Annotated in this window: 16 protein-coding genes and 1 riboswitch; of the genes, 8 read left to right on the top strand and 8 right to left on the bottom strand. The window is 73.1% G+C overall.

Translation table 11 applies throughout. The features are described 5' to 3' along the window. Positions 1 to 542, top strand: a 542-nt coding sequence (locus ACWER9_RS30620) for a sigma-70 family RNA polymerase sigma factor (protein ID WP_452305119.1), incomplete at its 5' end; no start/stop codon positions are given. 108 nt (positions 543 to 650) lie between these two features. After that, positions 651 to 1,058: a VOC family protein gene (locus tag ACWER9_RS30615; RefSeq protein ID WP_452305118.1), complete on the top strand. Its 408-nt coding sequence runs from the start codon at positions 651 to 653 to the stop codon at positions 1,056 to 1,058. A gap of 10 nt (positions 1,059 to 1,068) precedes the next feature. Here the strand turns inward: ACWER9_RS30615 and ACWER9_RS30610 are convergent, their stop codons facing one another. From ACWER9_RS30610 to ACWER9_RS30600, 3 genes are read right to left on the bottom strand one after another with little or no spacing between them, the layout of a single operon-like run. Then, positions 1,069 to 3,624, bottom strand: coding sequence for a bifunctional acetate--CoA ligase family protein/GNAT family N-acetyltransferase (locus ACWER9_RS30610; RefSeq protein WP_452305117.1), 2,556 nt, complete (start codon positions 3,622 to 3,624; stop codon positions 1,069 to 1,071). A gap of 14 nt (positions 3,625 to 3,638) precedes the next feature. After that, complete coding sequence (locus tag ACWER9_RS30605) at positions 3,639 to 4,820, bottom strand: acetoin utilization protein AcuC (protein WP_452305116.1); 1,182 nt, start codon at positions 4,818 to 4,820, stop codon at positions 3,639 to 3,641. Positions 4,821 to 4,868: 48 nt separating this feature from the next. Then, positions 4,869 to 5,729, bottom strand: a complete 861-nt coding sequence (locus ACWER9_RS30600; protein ID WP_452305115.1) for a sulfurtransferase — start codon at positions 5,727 to 5,729, stop codon at positions 4,869 to 4,871. Positions 5,730 to 5,829: 100 nt separating this feature from the next. Between ACWER9_RS30600 and ACWER9_RS30595 the strand changes: the two genes are divergently transcribed. Next, positions 5,830 to 6,519, top strand: coding sequence for a metal-dependent transcriptional regulator (locus ACWER9_RS30595; protein WP_452305114.1), 690 nt, complete (start codon positions 5,830 to 5,832; stop codon positions 6,517 to 6,519). A 19-nt stretch (positions 6,520 to 6,538) separates the two neighbouring features. Here the strand turns inward: ACWER9_RS30595 and ACWER9_RS30590 are convergent, their stop codons facing one another. After that, the gene (locus tag ACWER9_RS30590) at positions 6,539 to 7,087 is read right to left on the bottom strand and encodes a hypothetical protein (protein ID WP_452305113.1); all 549 of its coding nucleotides are present in this window, start codon (positions 7,085 to 7,087) and stop codon (positions 6,539 to 6,541) included. A gap of 98 nt (positions 7,088 to 7,185) precedes the next feature. Beyond that, entirely contained in the window at positions 7,186 to 7,440 is a 255-nt protein-coding gene (locus ACWER9_RS30585; protein ID WP_452305112.1) for a DUF5522 domain-containing protein, read from the bottom strand. A gap of 129 nt (positions 7,441 to 7,569) precedes the next feature. Between ACWER9_RS30585 and ACWER9_RS30580 the strand changes: the two genes are divergently transcribed. Continuing rightward, positions 7,570 to 8,133: a dihydrofolate reductase family protein gene (locus ACWER9_RS30580; protein ID WP_452305111.1), complete on the top strand. Its 564-nt coding sequence runs from the start codon at positions 7,570 to 7,572 to the stop codon at positions 8,131 to 8,133. Positions 8,134 to 8,180: 47 nt separating this feature from the next. Continuing rightward, complete coding sequence (locus ACWER9_RS30575; RefSeq protein ID WP_452305110.1) at positions 8,181 to 9,122, top strand: MerR family transcriptional regulator; 942 nt, start codon at positions 8,181 to 8,183, stop codon at positions 9,120 to 9,122. A 48-nt stretch (positions 9,123 to 9,170) separates the two neighbouring features. On the opposite strand, the gene ACWER9_RS30570 is transcribed toward ACWER9_RS30575, so the two are convergent. Then, positions 9,171 to 10,106: a DUF2332 family protein gene (locus ACWER9_RS30570; RefSeq protein WP_452305109.1), complete on the bottom strand. Its 936-nt coding sequence runs from the start codon at positions 10,104 to 10,106 to the stop codon at positions 9,171 to 9,173. A 138-nt stretch (positions 10,107 to 10,244) separates the two neighbouring features. Between ACWER9_RS30570 and ACWER9_RS30565 the strand changes: the two genes are divergently transcribed. Continuing rightward, the gene (locus ACWER9_RS30565) at positions 10,245 to 11,357 is read left to right on the top strand and encodes an FAD-dependent monooxygenase (RefSeq protein ID WP_452305108.1); all 1,113 of its coding nucleotides are present in this window, start codon (positions 10,245 to 10,247) and stop codon (positions 11,355 to 11,357) included. Between the two features lie 9 nt (positions 11,358 to 11,366). Here the strand turns inward: ACWER9_RS30565 and ACWER9_RS30560 are convergent, their stop codons facing one another. Beyond that, a complete protein-coding gene (locus tag ACWER9_RS30560; RefSeq protein ID WP_452305107.1) occupies positions 11,367 to 12,338 on the bottom strand; it encodes a CU044_5270 family protein in 972 nt (323 codons plus the stop codon). A gap of 10 nt (positions 12,339 to 12,348) precedes the next feature. Beyond that, positions 12,349 to 12,918 carry an RNA polymerase sigma factor gene (locus tag ACWER9_RS30555; RefSeq protein ID WP_452305106.1) on the bottom strand — a complete coding sequence of 190 codons (570 nt, stop codon included), beginning with the start codon at positions 12,916 to 12,918 and terminating at the stop codon, positions 12,349 to 12,351. An 86-nt stretch (positions 12,919 to 13,004) separates the two neighbouring features. Here ACWER9_RS30555 and ACWER9_RS30550 point away from each other — a divergent pair, with 86 nt between their 5' ends. Together ACWER9_RS30550 and ACWER9_RS30545 are read left to right on the top strand one after the other, a co-directional pair. Continuing rightward, positions 13,005 to 13,316 (top strand): NIPSNAP family protein, encoded by a 312-nt coding sequence (locus tag ACWER9_RS30550; protein WP_452305105.1) that lies wholly within the window; start codon positions 13,005 to 13,007, stop codon positions 13,314 to 13,316. Between the two features lie 83 nt (positions 13,317 to 13,399). Continuing rightward, positions 13,400 to 13,481: riboswitch (ZMP/ZTP riboswitch) on the top strand. A 13-nt stretch (positions 13,482 to 13,494) separates the two neighbouring features. Further along, on the top strand, positions 13,495 to 14,394 hold the full coding sequence (locus tag ACWER9_RS30545; protein WP_452305104.1) for a bifunctional 5,10-methylenetetrahydrofolate dehydrogenase/5,10-methenyltetrahydrofolate cyclohydrolase: 900 nt from the start codon (positions 13,495 to 13,497) through the stop codon (positions 14,392 to 14,394). The last annotated feature ends 130 nt before the right edge of the window (positions 14,395 to 14,524 follow it).

The raw sequence follows: 14,524 nt of genomic DNA, 5'->3' as shown, positions 1-14,524 counted from the left end.
GGATCCGACAGGCCATCACCCGCGCCATGGCCGACCAGGCCCGCACCATCCGCATCCCGGTGCACATGGTCGAGCAGGTCAACCGGATGGTCCGGGCCCGCCGCGAACTGGCGGTGACGCTGGGCCGCGAACCGACGGTCGCCGAGGTCGCCCGCGCACTGGAGATCCCCGAGATCCAGGTCATCGAGCTGATCTCGTACGACCGGGAGCCGGTCAGCCTGGACCAGGCCGTCGGTGACGACGGCGAGAGCGCGCTCGGCGACTTCGTGGCCTCGGTGGACCCGCGTACCGAGCCGGGCGACGGCGCCGCCCAGGGCGAACTGCGCAACGAGGTCAGCATCGTGCTCTCCACCCTGTCCCAGCGGGAGCAGGCCGTCATCCGGCTCCGGTTCGGTCTTGACGACGGCCGGCAGCGCACCCTGGACGAGGTCGGCCGGGAGTTCGGCCTGTCCCGGGAGCGGATCCGGCAGATCGAGAAGGTGACGCTGCTGAAGCTGCGCGACCCGGAGCGGGCCCAGCGCCTGGAGGCGTACGCCTGCTGACGCACCCGGTTCCCACGGAAGGCCCCGGCGGTTCGCCGGGGCCTTCCGTGCTGGCGGGGTGTTTGACTTGAACACCGGTCCACTTACCGACGACGCGAGGAGCGCACGATGAACTGGACGTTGGAAGTGGTGATCGTGCCGGTCTCCGATGTGGACCGGGCGAAGGAGTTCTACGCCGACCAGCTCGGCTTCGTGGTGGACCACGACACGGTGATCAGCGACGAGGCGCGCATCGTGCAGCTGATTCCGCCCGGCTCCGGCTGCTCGATCGTGATCGATAGGGGTGTCGTCCCGGAGATGCCGCCGGGCTCACTCAAGGGCCTTCAACTCGTGGTGCCCGACCTGAGGCGGGCCCACGAGGAGCTGGCCGGTCGGGGTGTGCAGGTCAGTGAGATCCAGGTGATCGGTCAGAACCCCCGGCCGGTGCCGGATCCACTGGACAACGTCGGCTTCGTCTTCTTCGCCGACCCGGACGGCAACACCTGGGGCGTCCAGCAGATCTCCAGCCGCGCCTGACACGAGGCGCTCACAGGCGGCGGGGGCCGGTGTCCGGGCGGACGACCGCGCCTCCCACCCCTACCTGGGCGTGCAGGATCGAGATGCCGTCCGGGCGGGCGAGCACCGGGTTGAGGGTCAGCGATCGCACCCGGGGCTGTTCGTCGGCGAGCTGACCCACCCGCAGCAGCAGGTCGGCCAGGGCCGCCCGGTCGACCGGCGCGGCCCCCCGGTGCCCGCGCAGCAGCGGCGCGGCCCGGGGCTCGTCGACCAGTTCGGCGGCGTCCCGGTCGGTCAGCGGCACCGCCCGCCAGGCCCGGTCGCCGAGCAGTTCGGTGGCGACCCCACCGAGGCCGAAGCCGACCACCGGACCGAAGGCGGGATCTTCCACCACCTCCACCACGCAGGCCACCCCGGGCGGGACCATCGGCTGGACCAGCGCGTCCGCGCCGAAGGTCGCCGCCAGGTCGGCGTAGGCGCGCCGGAGGGTCGGCTCGTCGGGCAGGTCGAGCCGGACCGCGCCGAGGTCGAGTCGGTGCCGCAGCCCGGGGGCGGCAGCCTTGAGCGCCACCGGGAAACCCAGCCGTGCCGCCGCGTCGACCGCGGCGTCGGCCGAGTCGACGGGCACCGAGGCCACCACCTCGATGCCGTACGCGGCAAGCAGCGCACCCGGGTCGGTGGCGTCGGTCCGCAGCGCGGCCTGCGCGGCGGCCCGATCGAGGCCGGGCAGCTCCGGCGCCACCCCGGGTGGGCGGCGCAGCCACTCTGCGTACCGGTGCGCGCGGGCCAACGCTCGGACCGCCTCCTCCACGCCGCCGTACGCCGGCACCCCGGGCGGTAGCCGCCCGACCAGGAAGGTCGCCACTGTCGGCTTGCCCAGCGCGAGGGCGGCCGGGAGCGCGGCGGTCACGTCGGCGTCCACCTCGGTCAGCTGGCCGGGCAGCGGCGGGGCGAAGACCACCACCAGGGCGTCCACCCGGTCGTCGGCGGCCGTCTCGGCGAGAGCGGCGGCGAACTCGTCGGCGCCGGCGCTCGGCCCGACGTCGCGCGGGTAACCGTCGGCAACAGTGAGGCCGTGTCCGACGCAGGCGGTCGCGGCGAGCCCGGTCAGTGCCGAGGAGTTGCCGACCACACCGACCCGGCCGCCGGCCGGCAACGGCTGGTTGGCAAGCAGCACACCCACGTCGAGCAACTCCGGCACGGTGTCCACCCGGATCACCCCGGACTGGGCGAAGAGCGCCGCGACCGCCACCTCGTCCGGCCCGGCGCCGTCACCCACGCCGACCGGGCGGGCCGGCGAGGCGAGCGCGACGACAGGTTTGGCCCGGCCGATCCGCCGGGCCAGCCGGGCGAACTTGCGCGGGTTTCCGAAGGTCTCCAGGTAGAGCATGATCACGTCGGTGCCGGGGTCGTCCTGCCAGTACTGCAGGAGGTCGTTGCCGGAGACGTCGGCCCGGTTGCCGGCCGAGACGAAGCTGGACAGGCCGAGGCCCCGCCGGTCCGCCTCGGCGAGCAGCGCCACCCCGAACGCGCCGGACTGACTGAAGATGCCGACCCGACCGGCCGGCGGCAGCGCCGGGGCGAGAGTGGCGTTGAGGCGTACCGTCGGGTCGGTGTTCGCCACGCCCAGGCAGTTCGGGCCGACGACCCGCATCCCGGCGGCGTGCGCCGCGCGGACCAGCGCCCGTTGGGTGGCCGCGCCCTCGCCGCCGGCCTCGGCGAAGCCGGCCGAGATGACCACCAGGCCGTGCACGCCCGCCGCGGCCGCGTCGGCGACCACTGCGGTCGCCGCCTCGGGCGGGACCGCCACCACCGCCAGGTCCAGTGGCGTCGCGGCGTCCACAGCCGAGGGGTACGCGGGCAGACCCGCCACCGTCGGCGCGCTCCAGTGCACCGGCACCACCGCACCCGTGAACCCGCCGTCGCGCAGGTGCCCGAGCACCGCCGCGCCGACGCCCTGGCCGGTGGCGCTGGCGCCGTAGACGACGATGCCGCGCGGGGCGAGCAGCCGGGCGATCGAGCGGGCCTCGGTACGGTGCTCCCGGCCGCGCTGCACCTCCAGACTGGCCTCGGTGGGCGCGATGGGGAAGCTCAGGTGGACCACGCCGTCGGCGTACTCGCGCTGGACCTGATAGCCGAAGTCGGCGAAGACCCGCAACATCGTCCCGTTGGCCGGTAGGACCTCCGCGACGAAGCTCATGATGTCGTTACGGCGGGCCGCGTCGGCCAGGTGCTCCATCAACACCGAGCCGATGCCCCGACCCTGGTAGGCGTCCTCCACGACGAAGGCCACCTCCGCCTCGGGCGCCTGCGGGCCGAGCCGCTCGTAGCGGCCGACCGCGACGATCTGGTCGGCCGCCAACACCACGAACGCCTCCCGGTCGTGGTGGTCCACGGTGACGAAACGGATCAGGTCCCGTTCCGGAATGCGCGGGTACGGCGAGAAGTACCGCAGGTAGCGGGTGCGCTCGGAGAACCGGCTGTGCATCGCCACGATGCCCGGCGCGTCGGCCGGGTCGATCGGTCGCAACTGGACCGTGCTGCCGTCGCTCAGCAGCACGTCGACCGGCTGGTCCAGGCTCGTCACCTAAACGGCCCGGCTCAGTCCCGCGGATCGTGCGGGTCGAGCCCGAGCAGCGGGAAGACCGTCTTGCGGGTGGCCGCGATCGCCCGGTCCACCGCGTTGGGCTCGCCGGTCGGCTGCCACGGCTCGTACGACGGGTCGGCGTCGTCGGTCATCCGCAACGGCACCTCCCGGCCCAGACGACGGGAGGCGACCAGGTCCCGCCACGCGGGCGGGGTGAGCGTGGCCGGGTAGATCGGGTCACCGGTGGCCACGGCCAGCAGGTGACTCCAGGCGCGGGGCACCACCTCGACGAGCGCGTACCCGCCGCCGCCGGTGGCCACCCACCGGCCGTCGCACAGCTCGTCGGCGAGCGCCCGCATCGCCAGGTAGGTGGCCCGCTGCCCGTCCACGGTCAGGTTCAGGTCGGCGAGCGGATCGAGTCGGTGACCGTCGGCGCCGCACTGGCTGACAAGCACCTGCGGTCGGAACGCGCGCAACACCGACGGCACGATCGCGTGGAACGCCCGCTGCCAGCCACTGTCGTCGACGCCCGGCGGTAACGGCATGTTGACCGCGCTGCCCTGCGCGCCCGGCCCACCCGTCTCGTCCGGGAAACCCGTGCCCGGGAAGAGCGCCAGCGGGGTCTCGTGCAGGCTCACCGTGAGCACCCGTGGGTCGTCCCAGAAGATCTGCTGCACCCCGTCGCCGTGGTGCACGTCGACGTCCACGTACGCGACCCGTTCGGCGCCCAGGTCGAGCAGCCGGGCGATGGCCACCGCGGGGTCGTTGTAGACGCAGAAACCCGACGCCCGAACCGACATCGCGTGGTGCAGCCCACCGGCCACGTTCACCGCCCGCCGGGCGTCACCGCGCCAGACCGCCTCGGCGGCGGCCACCGTGGCGCCGGCGATGAGCGCGCTGGACTCGTGCATGCCCTCGAAGACCGGATTGTCGGAGGTGCCCAGGCCGTAGCCGGCGAAGAGCGGGTCGCGCGGCGCGTTGCGCACCGCGGCGAGGTAGGCCGGCTGGTGCACCCGGGTGAGCAGGGCGTCGTCGGCGGGCTCCGGCTTGACCACCCGCACCCCGGGCCGGTCCAGGATGCCCAGCTCGCGGGCGAGCGCGATGGTCAGCTCCACCCGGACCGGGTCGAGTGGATGGTCACCCATGTCGTAGGCGAGCAGCGACTCGTCCCACACCACCACCGTGTCGTCGGACATCAGCCCATCGTCGCACGAGCACCGGCACCAGCCCACCGCACGCGCTGGTCAGCTGCCGAGTGTCGACCCGGAGGCGACCGGTCGAGCCGGGTCGGCCACCCAGTTGCTCCACGATCCAACGTAGAGCGCGGCGTCCGGGCGGCCGGCCAGGTGCAGCGCGAGCACCGCCTGCGCGGCGGTCACCCCCGAGCCGCAGTACGCCCCGACGGCCGACCCCCGGGTCACGCCGGCGGCAGCGAACCGCGCGCTCAACAGGTCGGCGGCCAGGAACCGGCCGTCCGGCCCGACGTACTCCCCGGCGGGCAGGTTCGCCGCTCCCGGCACGTGCCCGGCGACCGGGTCGATCGGCTCGACCTCACCCCGGTACCGCGGCGCTGCCCGTACGTCGAGCAGCACGGCGTCGTCCGCGGCGGCCAGTGCGGCGGCCTGCCCCGCGTCGAGCACCGGGAGACCGCCGGGGCGCACCACGACGTCACCGGAGGGCGGCGCGGGCGCGTCGGTGGAGACCTGTCGACCGGCGCCGACCCAGGCCGGGTAGCCGCCGTGCAGCACACGCACCTGACGGTGCCCCGCCCAGCGCAGCGTCCACCAGGCCCGCGCGGCGGCCATGCCGTCGCCGCCGTCGTACACCACCACGGGCTGACCGACGCGGACGCCGGCGGCCCGCAGCGCGGCCTGCAACGCGGCCGGGTCGGGAAGCGGGTGCCGACCGCCGGTGCCCGGCGCCCCGCAGAGCGCGGTGTCCAGGTCGACGAAGACCGCCCCCGGCAGGTGACCGGCGAGGTAGTCGTCGCGGCCGGGCGGGCCGACGAGCCGCCAGCGAACATCGAGCAGGATGGGCGGGTCGGCCTGGTCGATCTCGGCGACGAGTCGATCGACCTCGACCAACGGCTCCTGGGTACCGGACATGGCGACCATCCAACACCATTCGCCTAGTCGGCACGCGGTTCGGCGGCGGTCACCGGCCCTTCACCGAGGTAACATCGTTCACCGGAGGGCCGCTGACCTTATGAAGTCTCACGACTTGGTCGACACGACCGAAATGTACCTGCGCACCATCCTCGAGTTGGAAGAAGAGGGGGTGCCACCGCTTCGTGCCCGGATCGCCGAGAGGCTGCAGCAGAGCGGCCCCACAGTGAGCCAGACCGTCGCCCGGATGGAGCGCGACGGCCTGCTCACCGTCGAGGGAGACCGGCACCTGACGCTCACCGCCCAGGGTCGCAGCAGCGCCGTGTCGGTGATGCGCAAGCACCGCCTCGCCGAGCTGCTGTTGGTCAACGTCATCGGGATGCCCTACGAGGAGGCCCACGAGGAGGCCTGCCGCTGGGAGCACGTGATGAGCGACGCCGTGGAGAAGCGGGTCTACGACCTGCTCAACCGGCCGAGCCGCTCCCCGTACGGCAACCCGATCCCCGGGCTTCAGGAGCTGGGTTCGCCGACGGCGGACACCACCGAGCCCGCCGAGGGCGAGCGCAACCTGGCCTTCCCCGGCCTCTCCGGGCCGGTCGTGGTGCGCCGGATCTGCGAGAGCGTGCAGAAGGACGCCGACGTGCTGCGCCAACTGCACGCCGCCGGGGTCGACCCGGGCGCCACGGTGACCGTGGCCCAGGAGCGCGACGGGGTGTCGATCGACCGCTCCGGCGACCGGGTGCGGCTGCCCCGCGAGGTCGCCTCCCGGGTCTTCGTCGCCGCCAACTGATCGATCGGGCACCCGGGCGTCACAACGCCCGGGTGTCCACCTTCTTCGCAAGCGCGGTCAGGTCGGCGGTCAACTTCTCCACCGCGGAGCGCTCACTGCCACGGGCCGCGGTCCAGCTCATCGTGGCCAGGCGTCCGTCGGTGCCCAGCCAACCGACCTCGGCGACCGGCCCGTGCCCACCCGCCGCCGCGGTGGTCCGCCGGTACGCCTGCTGCCCCAGCCCGGTGACCTTCGCCGCCTTGTCCGGCACCACGTCCGCGCCGAAGCTGGTCTTGTCGATCGTGGTCTCGGTCACGCTGAGCGTCAACTCCGGCAGGGTCGCGCCCGTGGCCCGCACCACACAGGTGTGGGTATCGCCCCGTTCGCTCGACGCCGCCACGTCGAAGCGCGCCTTCACCACCTGCTCGATCACCGTGAAGTCCAGCAGGCGGCAGGCGCCGCCCGAGGAGGCCGCCGCGACGTCCACCGCGACCGGCGCCGGGGGTGGCACCGCCGCCGGTTCCGCCTCGTCGGCGCAGCCGCTCACCAGCAGCCCGGCCAGCCCGGCGACCACGATCCGCCCGCGCACGTCCCACCCTCTCGCCGACCGACGGCGGAAGGCGCCCGCCGGATGTCCGTCGGACACCGTACGGGCTGTCGGTGTCGTGCGGAAGCCCTCATCGACGCCTAATTCGCCGGTGGATCGTCCACGTACGGGCAGTGTCGGCAGCCGCGCCCGCAGCAGGTGCCACGGCGGGCCAGGAAGCCAGCGCTGAGCACGAACAGCCCGCTCCCCGGGTCGAGGTAGCCGGCCTCGTCGGCGGCCAGCGCGGCGGTGTGCGCGGCGAGGATCCGGGCCCGTTCGGGGTGGTCGGACGGCAACCGGGACGGGTGCGGCTCGGTGAGCGGCCGGTTGGCCAGGGGTTTCCGCTCTCCGGTCACCGCAGCAGTCTAGGGACGGGGACCGCCGCCAGGTATATCCGTGCCGGGCCGTCGCGGCGGACTGTCGTTTCGTCGTACGGTCCGACGATGATCGGGGTCGACACCTGTCGACGCGTACGGAGGGGCACGATGCGGAAGATCGTTGTGCAGATGAGTGTGTCGTTGGACGGGTTCTTCGAGGGCCCGGCTGGCGACATCAGTTGGCACCAGGTCGACGAGGAGCTGCACCAGCACTTCAACGACGTGATCGCCCCGATGGGCGGGTTCCTCAACGGCCGGGTCAGCTACGAGCTGATGGCCGCCTACTGGCCGACCGCCGACCAGGACCCGACGGCCAGCGGCCCGGAGCGCGAGTTCGCCGGCATCTGGCGGGACATGCCGAAGGTCGTCTACTCGCGCACTCTCGACCACGTCGACTGGAACGCCACCATCGCCCGCGAGGTCGACGTCGAGCAGGTCCGCAAGCTCACCTCCCAACCGGGCGGCGACCTGGCGCTCGGCGGTGCCGACCTGGCCGCGACGTTCGCCCGGCACGACCTGATCGACGAGTACCGGATCTACGTCCACCCGGTGCTTGTCGGTCGGGGCCGCCGGCTCTTCCCCGACGCCGAGACTCCGACCGGTCTGCGACTTGTGGAGAGCCGGGTCTTCGGCAACGGCGTGGTCCTGCTCCGCCACGAGCGGGCCCGCTGACCGCAGCGGCTTGAGTCTCCACCGGGGGGAGACACGAGGGTGGGGGCATGAGCGGGCAGACGTTCCACACGATCGGCGAGCTGGCCCGGCGGACCGGCCTGAGCGTCAAGACCATCAGGTACTACGCCGACAGCGGGATCGTGCCACCGACGGACCGGAGCCCGGCCGGCTACCGACGGTACGGCCCGGCCGCCGTGGCCCGGTTGGAGCTGGTCCGGACGCTGCGTGACCTCGGCGTTGACCTGGCCACCATCCGGCGGGTGGTGAACCACGAGGTGCCCCTGCACGAGGTGGCTGCCGCGCACGCCGAGGCGTTGGCCGTGCAGATCAGGGTGCTGCGGCTACGCCAGGCGGTGCTCACCGTCGCGGCGCGGCGCGGGTCGGGCCCGGCCGAGGTCGACGAGCTGCACCGGCTGGCGCAGCTCACCGGCCGCGAGCGGGTGCAGTTGGTGGCCGGCTTCCTGGGCAGCGTCTTCGCCGGCCTCGGCGACCAGCCCGCGTACCCGGGTGTGATCGTCTCGATGACACCTGAGCTTCCCGACGACCCGAGCACGGAGCAGGTCGAGGCATGGTTGGAGCTGGCCGAGCTGTGCCGGGACCCGGAGTTCCTGGTCCGGATGCGGCACCTGGCACGGCAGCACGCCGCCGACCACGACGTGCCGGGGCTGCCCCGCCCGGACGCCGTCGCGGTGGTCCGGGACGCGGTGGCGCCCGCCCTCGCGGCTGGCCTCGACCCGGCCACCCCGGACGCCGATCCGGTGGTCGCGGCCGTCACCGGCCGGTACGCGAGCCTGCACGGTCACCCGGACGACGCCGCCCTGCGTCAGCGGTTGCTCGACCGGCTGGTGCCGGCGAACGACCCCCGCCGGGACCGCTACCTGGACCTGTTGGCGGTGCTCAACGGCTGGTCGACAGGCGAGGCGACGGCGCCCGCGGTGGACTGGTTCATCCAGGCCCTGCGCGCCCGGATGCCCGAGCCGGCCCGTTGAGCTGACCCGGCCGGCTGGGCGGCGTGGCCGCCGATCGGCTGGGCGGTGTCAGCCGAACCAGGTCATCGTCTGGCCGTGGCCTCTGGTCCAGGCCAGCGGCTTGCCGTCGAGGGCGAGAACGTTGTGCAGCGCGTCGTCCGGCGGGTCCGGCAGCCCGTCGTACCGGAGCACCTCCGGCCCCTCGCTCGCGACCCAGTGCCCCGGCAGCTCGCGGACCAGCCGGACGAACGCGTCCCGGCGCGGCTGCGGCACCTGATAGAGCACGGAGGTGTGGAAGACCACGAGCGTCGCGTCGGCCGGAGGCCGCGCGGCAAGCGCCGGCAGGTCGTCCACCAGATCGCCGCGGACCAGCAGCGGCGGGTCGGCGGCGGCGACCGCCGCCGCAGACCGCAGCCGGGCCCGCCGGTGGGCGTGTTCCGGCCAGATCAGGGCGTCCAACCAGGACACGTCGCCGGGGTCGGTCACGTCGAGCGGGTTGAGGTCCAGGCCACCCCGCCACACCACCTCGGGTACGCGTGTCGGCGGCACCAACCCGTCGGCCACGCAGTCGAGGACCGGCTCACCGGAGCCCAGCCGATGATCGCCGTAGCGGTACGCGTACCGGTCGGGGTAGAGGCACAGCCCGGCCGACGCCCCGACCTCCAGCAGGGCGAGGGGCTGCGGCAACGCGGCGAGCAGCGGCAACAGGATCGCGCACCGGCCCGCCTCGTTCGTCTGGGTGGCCCGGGCGCGCAACTCCGCCTCGACGGCGGGCCAGTGCGTCACCACGAAGTCGTGGAAGGCGACCGGGTCGTCGACCGGGCCACCGAGCCAGCGGACGACGCCGAACAGCAGGTTCGGTTGTCGCTTGGCCGGCGGCACCCCGTCGAGCAGGGCGAGGAGGTCGTCGTCGCGGGCGACGGCCTGTGCCAGGCGCTCGTACGTGGGCGACACCCCGCGCGCCTCGCGGCTGCCGAACGTGGTGTACGCCTCAGCGGTCGTCATGCCCTCATCGTCGCAGCCCGTTCCTCGGTCGTTCAGCCCCCATTCCCGTGCGCCGACTCACCCGCCTTCTAGAGTGCTGCGTCGGCCGAACCACTGAGCAGCAGCTCAACAGGCCTGCGCAACGAGGAGGAACGTGTCGTGCGGGGTACGAATGTCCGGGTACTGATCGTCGGTGGTGGTGTCGCCGGACTGGCGACGGTGGCCGCGCTACGCGGGTGGGGCGCGACGGTCGACGTGGTCGAGCGGGCACCCGGGCCGACCGACTCCGGCACCGGCATCTACCTCACCGGCAACGCCACCCGGATGCTCGACGTCCTCGGCCTGCGGGAGCCGGTCGCCGACGTCGCAGTGGAGATCACCCGGCAGCGCAGCGCCAACCAGCGCGGGCGTCGTCTCTTCGACATCGACGTGGCCGCGCTGTGGCGGGGCGTCGGACCGTGCGTGTCGTCGCCCCGCGCACACCTGCACCGGGCACTGCTCGACGGCGTCGGCGACGCCCCGATCCGCTGGGGCCGCCAGCCGGTCGCACTCGTCCGGGAGGGTGACCGGGTCGCCGTCGAGTTCGACGACACCAGCACCGATCGGTACGACCTGGTGCTCGGCGCGGACGGGGTGAACTCGACGGTCCGCCGGCTCGCCTTCGACGGCCAGGCCGCCCGCGACCTCGGGCAGTACGCGTACCGGTGGGTCGCTCCCCGCATCGACGACGAGCCGTTCTGGTCGGTGCAGTTGGGGCGCGGGAGGCAGTTCCTGACCATCCCGATCAGCGCCGAGCAGACGTACTGCTACTACAACGACGGCCCGGTGGCCGACCGGCCCGGCTGGCGCGACGAGTTGGCCGCCACGTTCACCGAGCCGGCCTCCACCATGGTCAAGGCCCTCGACCACGACGACAGCACCCTGCACGCCGGGCCGAACCAGGAGGTCGTGCTCGACTCCTGGTCCCGGGGGCCGGTGCTGCTGATCGGCGACGCCGCCCACGCCACCTCACCGAACATGGCCCAGGGCGCGGCGATGGCCCTGGAGGACGCGGTCGTGCTCGCGTCGTCGTTGGCCAGCGCCGACACCCTCACCGACGCCGTGCGTTCCTTCGAGGCACGACGTCGCCCGCGTACGGACTGGGTGCTCGGCCAGACCCACCGCCGGGACAAGGCCACCGGGCTGCCGCCCGCGCTGCGCGACGCGGTGATGCGTCGCCTCGGCGAGCAGATGTTCCGCTCGAACTACGGCCCGCTGTTCGCCAAGCCCTGACCGGCTCGCTCACGGCTGCTGGCCCGGCCGGTCGACGATGGCGACCCGCAGGAGCGCGACAGCCGACTCCAGTGACTCCCTGCCGTTGCGAATCACGGAGCTGCGGGTGCCGAGGTAGACGTGGGAGTCCCGATCGAAGATGAGGTCCACGTTGCCACCGATCACACCGGGCATCCGGATCGCCACCCCGTGCCGGCCGGCGGCGTCCACCACGTCGCCGGAGATGACTGTCGCTCCAGGCTCCCGGGCCAGCACTTCGTACAGCGCCGCGAGCGCGCGGGGCGGCACGTAGCCGTCGAGCATCGACCGCGCGGTGGTGTACGCCATGCTCTCGTCCCCGTAGACGGCCTCTTCGTCGGCTCCCTCGGGGAGGTGCAGGTCGACCGGGTGCTCCCGGAGGTAGCGGAGCAGCTCGTCCGGGTCGGTGGGCAGCCCACCGTGGTACGCCGGCGGCTGGAATGCGTCGAGTTCCTTCTCGGGGTCGCCGGGATCGCCCATGCGGAGCACCCTCCGCTCACTCCACCCGTTCGGATCGGCCTCCGGTCGGTACCGTCCCTGCGTGTACGCGACCCCACCGGCCGAGTGCCACAGTTGGTTCCGGATGGTCCGGTACGGACCGCTGTCCGGCAGGTCACGGACCGTCGCCAGGGATTCTGTGAAGACGTACTGGTCGGGGCGGGCGGTGAGTTCCGGCTGCTGCCGGGCCGCGTCGGCGGCCAGGTGGAAGATCTCCGACGCGCTGGCCGTGGGCGGCGGCTGGTGGCCGAGCCGCATGGTCTGGACCGCAAGCGCACCGGCGGTCACCGTCACCGCCAGCCCGAACGCTCCGGCGAGGCGCCAACCGCGCAGGAACCGGCTACGGCGTCCGGCGGGTCGGGCCGCCGACGCCACCTCGGCCCGTTGGGCCACGTGTGCCGTCAGATCCCGGAGAAGCTGCTCCTCGAAACCCTGCGGCGATCGTTCGGTCTCGTTCATCGTCATCTCCGTCTCATCAGGCGAGGGTGGTGACCGGGCGGGCGAGCACCGCGCGGACGACGCGGCGGGCACGGTGCAGGCGGACCCGGGCGGCGACCGGTGACACCCCGAGCACGGTGGCCGCCTCCGCGACGGTGAGGCCGTCCACGGCGACGAGTTCGACGAGTGTGCGGGTGCCCTCGGGCAGCTCGCTCAACGCCCGGTAGGTGCGGCGGGCCACCGACTCGGCGTCGATCCGCTCCTCGATGCGGGCGATGTCATCGGGCCCGAGGTCGCGTCGTCCGGCCAGCCGGCCGGTCACCCGCAGCCGTTGGGCCGCCCGACGCCGCTCGTCGCCGATGACGTTGCGGGCCACCCCGTACAACCAGCCGATCTGGCTCCCCCGGTCCGGCCGGTAGCCGGCCGCCGACTCGATCACCGCCAGGAACACGTCGGCGGTGAGGTCGGCGGCGAGGTGCGGGTCGTCGACCCGTCGCGCCACGAACCGGCCCACCGCCTCCAGGTGCCGCCGGTAGAAGACCTCGAAGGCCGCCGGATCCGCGCCGATGCCGGAGATGTCGTCGTCGGCTGGGCTGGGCTCATTCACAGGCGGTCCTCTCTCGTGCCGTCACAACCCTTCTTCGTAGAGCGGAGCACGGGTGTTACCGGACCGCCGGCCCGTAGGGTGACGCCGTGATCACCTGCGTCGTGCACTACACCATCGATCCCGCGCAGATCGGGGCGTTCGAGGACTTCGCCCGAGCATGGATGCGGCTGGTGGCCGAGCACGGTGGCGTGCACCACGGCTACTTCCTGCCCGCCGAGGGCGCCAGCGACAAGGCCGAGGCGCTGTTCAGCTTCGAGAGCCTGGCAGCGTACGAGCGTTACCGCGCCCGGTTCGGCAGTGACCCGGAGTTTCTCGCGGCGGACCGCATCCGCGACGACTCGGGTTGTGTCGTGCGGTACGAGCGGACTTTCATGCGCCCGCTGCTGCCAGCGGGTTGAGCCCCGAACTCCGTCGGCGGCACCTCCCCCGGTGCCGGACCCGCCGGCGCGACTGGGCAACCGCCCTGGTGATGCGGCATCATCGAACCACCGGCGACTGGCGGCACGGGGATGGTGGAACCATCGGGGAGCCTCTCGCGGGCGTCGACCGCCTGGGCGCCTGCGTCGAGGAGCCGCCATGACCACGACCAACGAATCCACCGAGCAGCGCACCCCGTCGGGCGCGGCCCGACTCCTGCCGGGTGCACCAGTCGCCGAAGCCGTCCTGGCCGAGACCGCCGCCGCAGCCGAGCACCTGCGCGGTCGCGGGATCATCCCGAGCCTCGCCACCATCCTGGTCGGCGACGACGACGCCAGCGCCGGTTACATCGCGATCAAGCAGCGGCAGGCCGCCGCGCTCGGGTTCGCCTCCCCGCACGTACACCTGCCTGCCACCGCCACCCAGGCCGAGCTGCACGAGGCCATCGCCCGGTTCAACAGCGACCCGGCCGTGCACGGGTTGCTCGTGCAGTACCCCGTGCCGGGGCACCTGGACTACGACGCGGCGCTGCAGACCATCGACCCGGACAAGGACGTCGACGGCATGCACCCACTGAACATGGGGCGTCTCGCCGTCGGCCTGCCCGGCCCACTGCCGTGCACCCCGGCAGGCATCGAAGCGCTCCTGGCGTACTACGAGATCCCCGTCGCCGGTCGTGAGGTCGTCATCCTCGGTCGAGGTGCCACCCTTGGCCGCCCTCTGGCAATGCTGCTCGCCCAGAAGCGCCCGACCGCCAACGCCGCCGTCACCGTCGTCCACACCGGGGTGCCCGACTGGGCCCGCTACACCCGCCGCGCCGACATCCTCGTCGCCGCCGCCGGCGTACCCGGAATCGTGCAGCCTGAGCACGTCAAACCCGGCGCCGTCGTCATCGGCGCCGGCGTCCGCTACGACGGGCGGCGCCTCCTGCCGGACGTGGACGAAGCGTGCGCCGAGGTAGCGGGCGCCATCACGCCCCGGGTAGGCGGGGTCGGCCCGACCACGGTAGCGATGCTGTTCCGCAACGCAGTCCGCGCCGCCGAGCGGGCAAACCAGTAGCCCGGTTGGGCTTTCCCATGATCAGGTGATGACAAGTAGGTCCCGGGGCCTTCTTTCGACCTATTTCTCATCACTTGATCATGGAATCCGCAGCGTCACGTAGACGGCGCTGCCCCGACCTCCATGAGAG

The organism is Micromonospora sp. NPDC003944, assembly GCF_053605225.1.
Note: the sequence above shows the minus strand (reverse complement) of the source record. Positions and strands in the feature narration are given on the sequence as shown.

What these genes read in the sequence shown, in the direction of transcription:
- ACWER9_RS30615 (WP_452305118.1), top strand. Translation starts at nt 651, where the DNA reads ATGAACTGGACGTTGGAAGTGGTGATCGTGCCGGTCTCCGATGTGGAC.
- ACWER9_RS30605 (WP_452305116.1), bottom strand. Translation starts at nt 4,820, where the DNA reads ATGTCCGACGACACGGTGGTGGTGTGGGACGAGTCGCTGCTCGCCTAC.
- ACWER9_RS30600 (WP_452305115.1), bottom strand. Translation starts at nt 5,729, where the DNA reads ATGTCCGGTACCCAGGAGCCGTTGGTCGAGGTCGATCGACTCGTCGCC.
- ACWER9_RS30595 (WP_452305114.1), top strand. Translation starts at nt 5,830, where the DNA reads ATGAAGTCTCACGACTTGGTCGACACGACCGAAATGTACCTGCGCACC.
- ACWER9_RS30580 (WP_452305111.1), top strand. Translation starts at nt 7,570, where the DNA reads ATGCGGAAGATCGTTGTGCAGATGAGTGTGTCGTTGGACGGGTTCTTC.
- ACWER9_RS30575 (WP_452305110.1), top strand. Translation starts at nt 8,181, where the DNA reads ATGAGCGGGCAGACGTTCCACACGATCGGCGAGCTGGCCCGGCGGACC.
- ACWER9_RS30570 (WP_452305109.1), bottom strand. Translation starts at nt 10,106, where the DNA reads ATGACGACCGCTGAGGCGTACACCACGTTCGGCAGCCGCGAGGCGCGC.
- ACWER9_RS30560 (WP_452305107.1), bottom strand. Translation starts at nt 12,338, where the DNA reads ATGACGATGAACGAGACCGAACGATCGCCGCAGGGTTTCGAGGAGCAG.
- ACWER9_RS30545 (WP_452305104.1), top strand. Translation starts at nt 13,495, where the DNA reads ATGACCACGACCAACGAATCCACCGAGCAGCGCACCCCGTCGGGCGCG.